Origin of the sequence: Bacillus sp. FJAT-29814, assembly GCF_001510715.1 — a bacterium.
Lineage (GTDB): Bacteria > Bacillota > Bacilli > Bacillales > Cytobacillaceae > Neobacillus.
The window spans coordinates 19,675-27,185 of the sequence record NZ_LMTJ01000010.1 but is presented as its reverse complement, the minus strand read 5'-3'; the positions used below and the strand labels follow the sequence as shown (position 1 = coordinate 27,185).

Genomic DNA, 7,511 nt, shown 5'->3' with positions numbered 1-7,511 from the left:
TGTCTTTTAGAGGCCTTCTATTAGACACTTTTGTACTTTAAGTGGTGATTTTGTCTTTTAGAGGCCTTCTATTAGACACTTTGCCCCTTCTCAACTGCAATTTTGTCTTTTATAACCCTGATGAAAGACATTTTCCACCTATCCCTGCTCGATTTTGCCCTTCATAAACAAAAAACCCCTCCCCACAATAGTGAGAAGAGGTTGTTCGCATATAATTAATACAATTCAGATGTTGTTTTAGCTTGCATATGCAACAATAGATAGTCTGGGCCGCCGGCTTTGGAGTCGGTTCCTGACATGTTGAAGCCGCCGAATGGCTGGTAGCCGACGATGGCGCCAGTACAGCCGCGGTTGAAGTACAGGTTTCCGACATGGAAGTCTTCACGGGCCTGCTCCATGTGAGCGCGGTTTGATGTAATGACTGCACCGGTTAGGCCGTACTCGGTATTGTTGGCAATCTCAATTGCTTCATCAAAGTTTTTCGCTTTCGTAAAGCCAACTACAGGGCCGAAGATTTCTTCCTGCATGATGCGGGCTTTTGGATCAAGGTCTGCAAAAATCGTTGGCTTGATGAAATAGCCTTTGGAATTGTCGCCTTCGCCGCCGGTCATCAATTTACCTTCGCCTTTCCCGATTTCAATGTATTCCATGATTTTCTTGAATGCATTATTGTCGTTAACCGGGCCCATGAAGGTACCTTGCTCAGTTGGGTCACCGACCACCAATTGGTTAGTCAGTTCAACGGCACGGTTCAACACTTGATCGTACACATCTTCAACGATAACAGCACGTGAGCAGGCCGAACATTTTTGTCCGGAGAAGCCAAATGATGAGGCAACAATCGATTGGGCTGCCAATTCAAGGTCTGCCTCGGAATCCACGACAATCGTATCTTTACCGCCCATTTCCGCAATCAGGCGCTTCATCCAGACTTGGCCTGGGTTAATTTTTGAAGAACGTTCGAAAATGCGAAGTCCAACATCACGCGATCCAGTGAAGCTGATAAAGCGGGTGTCCTTATGGTCAACTAAGTAATCGCCCACTTCGGCACCGCTGCCAGGAACAAAGTTCAACACGCCTTTAGGAAGGCCTGCTTCTTCCATTACCTCAACAAACTTTGCCGCAATAATTGGCGTTGTCGAAGCCGGTTTTAATAAAACAGTATTACCAGAAACAATCGCAGCCACTGTCGTTCCGGCCATAATGGCAAATGCGAAATTCCATGGTGAAATGATGATTCCCACCCCAAGTGGGATATAATGATAACGGTTGTATTCGTTAGGACGGCTGTTTACCGGTACGCCATCCTTAAGCTTAAGCATTTGGCGTCCATAATACTCAAGGAAGTCGATTCCTTCTGCAGTGTCGGCATCCGCTTCATTCCACGGCTTGCCTGCTTCTTTTGTTAAAAGCGCGGAAAATTCATGCTTGCGGCGGCGGATGATGGCTGCTGCTTTAAACAGCACATCGGCGCGAACCTCTGGCTTCGTCTTTTTCCAAGTTTTGAATGCCTCCACAGCAGCTTCCATTGCTTTTTCGGCAAGTTCTTGATTGGCCTTGGAAACGCGGCCGACTACTTCTTCTTTATTGGCTGGGTTATAGGATACGATTTTTTCTTCAGTAGTAATTTTTTCGCCGCCAATGACAAGTGGATAATCCTGTCCCAAATAACCTTCGACCGTTTTTAATCCTTGAAGATAGGCCTGGCGGTTTTCCTCAATCGAAAAATCTGTAAATGGTTCATGCTTGTAAGGTTGTACCATTACGTTACCCCTCCTACGTTATGTATTAAAACGTTTACATCAAATCTATTCTACATGATTCATATCTTTGTATCAAATGATTAATAACTACTGGATGGCGGGAATCTTACATGGAAGAACACTCTCAGTTTCTCTCAAAAGGGTGTAAATGAGCAAAAAAAGACCCGGCGACTTGGCCGGATCTACTGGTAAATATGAACAAACGGTTCATTTTCATTGGCTTTGCGGACGATGAGCGCCTCGGGGCCGTCAACCGATGTGACCGTCACCGATACAGAAATGTATTCCGGGAAATGCTCCATGACTAGGCCAGTCACGTATTGCGTAAAGCCAATGCCTTCCGTTTTTCCGTAAAATTGAATTGGAATCGTGATGTTTAATTCTTGAAGCTGATCCCCAGTATAGAATGCCCTCCCGATAACCCCATTAAAGTTTGGAAAGTATTCTTCAACATCCTGCTTAAAGTTTAAAAAGGCGATGGTATCATCTCGATGTGCCTCCTGGGCAGCCGTTGACGGGAACAAATAATATTTTTCATCGATTTTTTCCCAGCCGTTTAAGCTGGAGCTTCCTTTATTAACGGTTGTATAGGCGAAAAAGTTTCCGGGAACAACAGAGGTTTTTGCCGCCTGGCCAAATAAAGCGATGGTAATGGGGATGTCCCCCAGCCCTTTCGTAGCCCGAATCCGCTTGACCACTTCTTCAGCGATTCTTTTGCCTTCCCGCTCCATATCAGGGAAGTCAACCTTCATTTCTTTTTCAATCGTTCCGCCGTCAACATGAACCTTATAATAATAAACCGAGTTTAAGGCAAGACCAATTGTAATTCCAGCAAGGGAGACATTCCCATTTTCATCCTTCGTTAAATAATCGTGTTCCAATATATGGGCCAAATAGATTGGACTGCTTGGATCGGCCTCTGTGCCCGTATTCACTGGATTTAGGCCAATGTTGTCCTCGGGTTTCACTTTGCCCGCCGCCGCTTGCTCCTCGGTATATTGCCGGTTCAGCCATTGCCTAATCGTTTTTGCCTTAATTCCCTGGCCTTCACGGAAATAATATTTTTCGGTATCAAAGCTGTTTTGGGCAATTCTCATTAAGCCCGTTTCAAATTCGTTTAGGTCGTACCGTGTATTGATGTTATTGACTACCAGCCCGCGAGCTTCCCCCGGCTCAAATGGCAGGATGGTCCGGTAATACTTATCTGAAATATTATACTTCGGAATAATCGCCTTCCCTTTATCCTTCTCCTTTGTCTGAACCACTTCATTTTGCTTTCCAAAATTCGGTGCGCAGGCACTTAGCAAAAGAACTAGCGAAAAGACAACTAATGAGAGCTTTCTCACGTCGTTTGTTCCACCTTTGCTTACTTATTTAATTCCTCAAGAAGCCTAGCCTCATCCCAAATTTCGATTCCGAGTTCCTGGGCCTTTGTCAGCTTGGAACCTGCATCCTCCCCAGCAACTACAAGATGGGTTTTTTTGCTGACGCTTCCGGCCACATTGCCTCCGAGCGCTTCAATCTTTTCCTTCGCTTCGTTTCGCGACAATTGCTCAAGCTTGCCAGTCAATACGACCGTTTTTCCGGCAAAAATCGAATCAGACTCTTCGGCTGAAACCGGTTTTGCTCCTTTATAGTCCATGTTCACCCCAAAAGAAGCCAACTCTTGTAGCAGTTCCTGGGCTTCTTCCTGCTCGAAAAAGCTGACGATCGAATCGGCCATTTTATCGCCGATTTCATTGATTGCCAACAGCTCTTCCTTAGAAGCAGATGCGAGCTTCCCCATAGAACCGAAGTTTTGCGCCAAGGTTTTGGCCGCTTTAGCCCCAACATGGCGTATTCCCAAACCGAAAAGCAGTTTTTCCAACGAATTTCCCTTGGATGCCTCGATGGCATGCAACAAATTGTTAACCGATTTTTCACCCATACGTTCAAGCGCCAGCAGCTGTTCACGGGTTAGCTTATAAAGATCGGCTACATCGCTGATTAACTTTTCGGCAAACAACTGGCTGATGACCTTCTCGCCAAGTCCTTCAATATTCATTGCATCACGTGAGACAAAATGAATCAAGCCTTCGCGGATTTGTGCCGGGCATTTTGGATTGATACAGCGTAAGGCTACTTCCCCATCAAGGCGGACAAGCTCGCTGTCACATTCAGGACAATGCGTCGGCATATGGAAATCCACTTCTTCTCCTGTACGCTGGTCGGCCAAAACATTAACCACTTCCGGTATGATATCACCGGCTTTTTTTATAACAACCTTATCGCCAATTTTGATATCCTTTTCACGGATTAGGTCCTCATTGTGCAACGATGCACGCCCAACTGTTGTCCCGGCAACCTTTACCGGCTCTAAGATAGCCGTTGGTGTCACCACACCTGTCCGGCCAACACTTAGTTCGATCTCCTTAAGAGTCGTTACCACCTCTTCGGCCGGGAACTTGTATGCAATAGCCCAGCGCGGGCTTTTGGCCGTTGTTCCTAGCTCGGCCTGATGCGAGAACGAATCGACTTTAATAACAATCCCGTCAATTTCGTAGGGGAGATGCGGGCGTTTTTCGACCCAGCCATTGATGTATTGTATTACCTCATCAATGGTCGCGCATTTTCTTCGCTCTTTATTCGTTTTGAAGCCAAGACGGTCCAGGTAATCAAGACCTTCACTGTGGGAATCAACTCCCAGAGCCTCCGGGTCGCCAATCCCGTATAAAAAGACATCGAGTTTCCTGGTAGCGGCAATTTTTGTATCCAGCTGTCGCAGTGAACCTGCAGCGGCATTCCTTGGGTTGGCAAACAGCTCCTCACCGCGTTCCTTTCTTGCTGCGTTTAATGCCTCAAATGAGCGTTTCGGCATAAACGCTTCACCGCGGACCTCTAGTGAAATGGGTTCCGTTAATCTGAGTGGCACTGATTTTATGGTTTTTAAATTTTCCGTTATATCCTCGCCAATGGTTCCATCACCACGGGTCGCTCCCTGGGCAAACAAGCCGTCTTCATAGCGCAGCGAAACGGCAAGGCCGTCAATCTTCAATTCGGCTACATAGGAAAAATCATTCCCTACAGCCTGGCGGATGCGGCGGTCAAAATCCTTCAGGTCCTGCTCGTTAAAAGCGTTGCCCAAACTTAACATCGGTGTCCGGTGTTCCACCTTTTCAAACATATCAAGCACAGTACCGCCGATACGGACAGTCGGCGAATCAGGTGATTTTAACGCCGGGAATGTTTCCTCAAGTCCAATGAGTTCCTGCATCAACCGGTCATACTCCGCATCCGGAACAGTTGGTTGATCCAGCACATAATATTCATGGCCATATTGATTCAACAGGCTTCTTAATTCATTGATTTTTTGTTGTGCAGATTGAAGGTCCATATATTCAGTCCTCTCTTTATTCCGTTTCTATTATGACTGAACTCTTGCAGTTAAACTTTCTTGATTGGTGCAAATTTAGCCAGCAGACGCTTAATCCCAGTCGGACTTGGAAAGGCAATATCAAGTTCGATGCCCTCGCCCTGGCCCTTAACGCTGACAACGGTTCCCACGCCCCATTTGCCATGTTCGGCTTTATCGCCAACCTTCCAGGCAATATCGTCTCCTCCTGAAGCTGTTGGAACAGGGCGCATGACCGGCTTTCTCGGTACTGTCTGCGAACCAAATGAACTTCGTTGCGCCCCGAATGTTGAACCTGCGCTTTCGGATGCAGCCCCAAAAGATGAGCCGGAACCGCCAAAGCCTCTGGAACCAAACGGTGAATTCTTTCGCTCCGGTTCCATTCCTTCTATCAGTTCTTCCGGAATTTCTTTGATAAATCTTGAGGCCGGATTCATGTTAGTACGGCCGAATAATGTTCTCATTTGGGCATTGGTAATAATCAAGTTTTCCTCAGCGCGGGTAATCCCCACATATGCCAAGCGGCGTTCCTCTTCCATTTCTGCCTCTTCCATTAGCGAGCGGTTATGCGGGAACACACCTTCTTCCATCCCAATCAGGAATACAATTGGAAACTCCAGCCCTTTGGCAGAGTGAAGGGTCATCAAGGTCACGGAATCAGCCTTCTCTTCATCATCATCCATCGAATCAATGTCGGCTACCAGCGCCAGGTCGGTCAAGAAGCCGACAAGAGTCTTGTCTTCACCTGTCTCTTCAAAGTTTTTCGTTACCGACAGCAATTCCTCAAGGTTTTCCAGGCGGCTTTGTGCCTCCAGCGATTTCTCCGCCTCGAGCATTTCGCGGTAGCCTGTCTTATCAAGAATTTCTTCCACTAATTCAGTGACAGATAGGAATTCTTGCATTTGGGTGTAGTTTTTAATCAAAGCATGGAACTCTTTTGCCGCTTTGGTAATTTTGGGGCTAAGCCCAATCAGGTCAACCGATGCTAGGGCCTGGTACAACGAGATATCATGCATTTCCGCGAAATCGGCAATTTTATCAAGCGATGTGGAGCCGATTCCGCGCTTTGGCACGTTGATGACCCGCTGTAGGCTAATATCATCGTCCGGATTGGATACAAGGCGCAAATAAGCGAGCATGTCCTTGATTTCTTTTCGATCATAGAACTTTGTGCCGCCGACAATCGCGTAACCGATATTGGATTTGAGCAGCACTTCCTCCATGACACGGGACTGTGCGTTGGTCCGGTAAAGAATCGCCACATCCGACAGCTTATACTTTCCGTCACGAGTCAGTTCCTTAATTTTCCCAACAACAAATTGAGCTTCGCCCTGCTCACTGTCGGCACGGTAGTAGCTAATTTTGTTGCCTTCTGGATTTTCCGTCCACAGGTTTTTCGGTTTACGGTTTAAGTTGTTTTCAATCACTTTGTTCGCAGCCAACAGGATTCGTTTCGTCGAGCGGTAGTTTTGCTCTAACAGAATCACCTGTGCGTTTGGATAATCCTTTTCAAACGACAGGATATTGGCAATGTCCGCGCCGCGCCAGCGGTAGATCGACTGGTCGGAATCACCGACAACGCAAAGATTTTTAAACCGGTTCGCTAACTGCTTAACGAGCAAATACTGGGCTTTGTTTGTATCCTGATACTCATCGACATGGATGTATTGGAACTTGTTTTGGTAGCGTTCCAACACTTCCGGCACCCGATGGAACAATTGGATCGTTATCATAATCAGGTCGTCGAAGTCGAGAGCCTGATTTTTCCGCAGGCGTTTTTGGTACTCTTCATATACCTCGCCAACAACATCTTCGTAATAACCACCGGTTGTTTTGTTATATTCCTCAGGTGTGATTAGTTCATTTTTTGCCGAGCTTATCGAGCCTAAAATCGCTCTTGGGTCAAACTTTTTCGGATCAATATTTTTATCTTTTAATATCCCTTTGATGACCGATTGCTGGTCACCTGAATCGAGAATCGTAAAATTGCGATTGTAGCCGATCCGGTCGATATCGCGTCTTAGTATTCGTACGCACATCGAGTGAAAGGTAGAAATCCAAACCTCGTCAGCCGTTCCGCCCATCATCTTCGCAATTCTTCCCCTCATCTCGCGGGCTGCTTTATTGGTAAAGGTAATCGCCAAGATGTTATAGGGATTTACCCGTTTTTCCACAATTAAATAACCAATTCGATGCGTTAGGACCCGCGTCTTACCAGAACCAGCACCAGCCATGATTAACAGCGGTCCATCTGTTGCCTTAACTGCCCGCTGCTGTTCTGGGTTTAAACCGTTCAATAGCTTATCCGTTAAATATTGCAAAATTCCCACCACCAGGTACAAACATTTGTTCTTACT

General features: G+C 46.5%; 4 protein-coding genes. All 4 read right to left on the bottom strand.

The genetic code is table 11. The features are described from left to right. Positions 1–215: 215 nt before the first annotated feature. On the bottom strand, positions 216–1,763 hold the full coding sequence (pruA, locus tag AR334_RS23750) for an L-glutamate gamma-semialdehyde dehydrogenase (protein WP_066319451.1): 1,548 nt from the start codon (positions 1,761–1,763) through the stop codon (positions 216–218). Positions 1,764–1,945: 182 nt separating this feature from the next. Then, positions 1,946–3,109, bottom strand: a complete 1,164-nt coding sequence (locus tag AR334_RS23745) for a CamS family sex pheromone protein (RefSeq protein WP_066319444.1) — start codon at positions 3,107–3,109, stop codon at positions 1,946–1,948. A 20-nt stretch (positions 3,110–3,129) separates the two neighbouring features. Next, positions 3,130–5,136, bottom strand: coding sequence for an NAD-dependent DNA ligase LigA (gene ligA, locus AR334_RS23740; protein ID WP_066319441.1), 2,007 nt, complete (start codon positions 5,134–5,136; stop codon positions 3,130–3,132). 50 nt (positions 5,137–5,186) lie between these two features. Continuing rightward, positions 5,187–7,475 carry a DNA helicase PcrA gene (gene pcrA, locus AR334_RS23735; protein ID WP_066319438.1) on the bottom strand — a complete coding sequence of 763 codons (2,289 nt, stop codon included), beginning with the start codon at positions 7,473–7,475 and terminating at the stop codon, positions 5,187–5,189. Between the last annotated feature and the right edge of the window lie 36 nt (positions 7,476–7,511).

Excerpts from the sequence above, each read along its gene's own strand:
- pruA (WP_066319451.1), bottom strand. The coding sequence starts at position 1,763 with ATGGTACAACCTTACAAGCATGAACCATTTACAGATTTTTCGATTGAG.
- ligA (WP_066319441.1), bottom strand. The coding sequence starts at position 5,136 with ATGGACCTTCAATCTGCACAACAAAAAATCAATGAATTAAGAAGCCTG.